Annotated in this window: 3 protein-coding genes and 1 pseudogene; 2 read left to right on the top strand and 2 right to left on the bottom strand. The window is 66.9% G+C overall.

All coding sequences use genetic code 11. The annotated features are described in order from the left end of the window. A partial coding sequence (locus ACIQU6_RS44515; protein WP_403488413.1) for a transposase occupies positions 1 to 271 on the top strand: 271 nt, incomplete at its 5' end. Here ACIQU6_RS44515 and ACIQU6_RS44510 read toward each other — a convergent pair. Together ACIQU6_RS44510 and ACIQU6_RS44505 are read right to left on the bottom strand one after the other, a co-directional pair. Then, positions 257 to 1,102, bottom strand: coding sequence for a transposase (locus ACIQU6_RS44510; RefSeq protein WP_403488411.1), 846 nt, complete (start codon positions 1,100 to 1,102; stop codon positions 257 to 259). The genes ACIQU6_RS44515 and ACIQU6_RS44510 overlap by 15 nt on opposite strands. Positions 1,103 to 1,532: 430 nt before the next feature. Continuing rightward, a complete protein-coding gene (locus tag ACIQU6_RS44505) occupies positions 1,533 to 1,850 on the bottom strand; it encodes an ArsR/SmtB family transcription factor (protein WP_403488409.1) in 318 nt (105 codons plus the stop codon). A gap of 197 nt (positions 1,851 to 2,047) precedes the next feature. Between ACIQU6_RS44505 and ACIQU6_RS44500 the strand changes: the two are divergent. Further along, positions 2,048 to 2,135 (top strand): annotated as a pseudogene (locus ACIQU6_RS44500) (3-oxoacyl-ACP reductase); the annotation flags it as partial.

The raw sequence follows: 2,135 nt of genomic DNA, 5'->3' as shown, positions 1-2,135 counted from the left end.
GCAGGTCTGTGACGGTTTCGGGATCCGCCGGAGCATGGGCCGGGTCGGCTCGAGCTACGACAACGCCCTCGCTGAGTCCTTCTGGCAAGGGCTCAAGAGGGAGGCGATGCACGAGAGGCTGTTCTCAACGATGCGTCAAGCGAGGCTGGAGATCTTCCAGTGGCTGACCTACTACAACACTCGCAGACGCCACAGCGCACTCAACTACCTCTCGCCAGCGGAGTTCGAACAGCAGCATCTGCGAGCAGCTAAACTCTCAATCGCAGCATGAGCCCCTGTGTCCACACTCCAGGGGACACCTCAACAGCTCCCGTCCCCGGCTGTCGGTACTGGCGTAGCAGGTCTGCACCAGGACCTGCCGCAGAATCTGCACCGCCTCGACGTCACGGATCCACACCGGGGCGGCAGTGGTATAGGCGGCCCGCACGATCGCATAGCCGTCGGTCGCGAACGCCTGCGCCAGCCGGTCCCGCTTGGCCTGGGACGACGGCATGGTCCAGCCGTTGACCCTGGGCCCGTAGCGGTGGGCGAACTCGGCGACATCGATCTGCGAGGCCAGCCAGGCCGGGGCCGCGACCGCAAGAGCCTCCAGCGCGGCGCGGACGCTCTCCCCGGCAAGCTCCAGACGGTTCAGGTCACGGACCGCAGAGATGACGTGGGTGGCATCGGTGCGCTGCCGGCCGCCCGCGCCGATCAGCCCCTCAGCCCGGCAGTGGTCCACCAGCCGGTCGAAGACAATCCGCTCCAGGCCATGCTCGGTGACACGAGCGCGGAACTTGCTCAGCACGGTGAAGTCGAAGCCGGTGTCGGCCAGCTCCATGCCCAGGGCGTACTTCCACGACAGGCGATCCCGCGCCGCTTCCGCAGCCTGCCGGTCGGTCAGGTTCTCCGTGAACTGCAGGACGGTGACCAGCGACAGCACGGCCGGAGGCACCCCCGGAGCACCGCGCACCCCAAAGGAACCGGCGAACGGCTCGTCGGCGAACACCCCGGCCAGCCGGTCACGGACCCGGATCGCCAGACTGCCCTTCGGGAACGCCGCCCGGGCCACGACCGCAGTCTGCTCCGGGACCGGCGGCAGACCCCTGGGCTGCATCGACATCGCTTCACTCCCCACCAACACCACACGGCAGGCTTCCAGCCGGCGTTACCCGGGCGTGTGGCTCAATGAGGACGGCCAAGTGCTCGACAAGCCGGCGGCGGATGGTGTCGACGACGGGGCAACGCCGACCACATGCTCACCGTGGCCGACGAACACGAGCACCTGATCGACCTCCTGGAAAACGGCGACGCCCCAGGCCTCCGATCAGCCCTGGCCGCCCACATCCACGACGTGACACAACGCCCCGCACCACTGCAACACTGAGCACCCCCGGACCCGCGCCCGTCTCCTCCCGTCAGAAACACGGCCGCAGCACTCGTGGTGGGCATGTCTGATTGCATATCGCCGGGTGCCGAAATGTGGGGGCGACGGGAGAAATTGTCAATACTTGTGGATCGGTAGGTGCTCTGTGTCTGGCGTCCAGTGGTGATCAGGTGCGGAGGGAGGGTGCGGTAGCAGTCAGGGCTGCGTCGAGCAGGCCGGGGAAGCGTTCGTCGAGTTCACTGCGGCGCAGTTCCACGACCTTGGTGCGTCCTTCCCGGCGCTCGCGGGTGATTCCTGATTCGCGGAGCACGCGCCAGTGGTGGGTGGCGGTGGCTTTGGTGACGGTCACGGGCAGGCTGCCGCAGGTGCGCGGCCGGGCGGAGGAGGCGAGTTCGCGCACGATGAACAGCCGTACCGGGTTGCCCAGGGCCGCCAGGACATCTTCGACCGGGATCTGGCCGAGGTCGGGGTGGTAGCTGACCATGGCGCGATCGTACGGGAGATTTCATACAGATCAGAATGGTCTCTGGCCTGCGGAAATGCGAGGTCGCCAGGGCGTGCTCGGCCACTCCGGCAGGTGCGAAAGTATGAAATCTCCCGTACGGTCGAATTGTCGTACGGAGGGTCATGTGTGCACCGACGGCATCTGTCCCCGTTCCACCGAACCGAATGGACCCCTTCATGGATCTCCAGCTGACCGGAACGACCGCCGTGGTCACGGGCGCAAGCCGCGGCATCGGCCTGGCCATCGCCAGGACCCTCATCGCCG

This window comes from Streptomyces sp. NPDC090442 (assembly GCF_044769405.1).
GTDB lineage: Bacteria > Actinomycetota > Actinomycetes > Streptomycetales > Streptomycetaceae > Streptomyces.
This window is presented reverse-complemented; position numbering and strand designations above follow the sequence as displayed.

Coding starts and splice junctions, on each gene's coding strand:
- ACIQU6_RS44510 (WP_403488411.1), bottom strand. CDS start 1,102: ATGTCGATGCAGCCCAGGGGTCTGCCGCCGGTCCCGGAGCAGACTGCG.
- ACIQU6_RS44505 (WP_403488409.1), bottom strand. CDS start 1,850: ATGGTCAGCTACCACCCCGACCTCGGCCAGATCCCGGTCGAAGATGTC.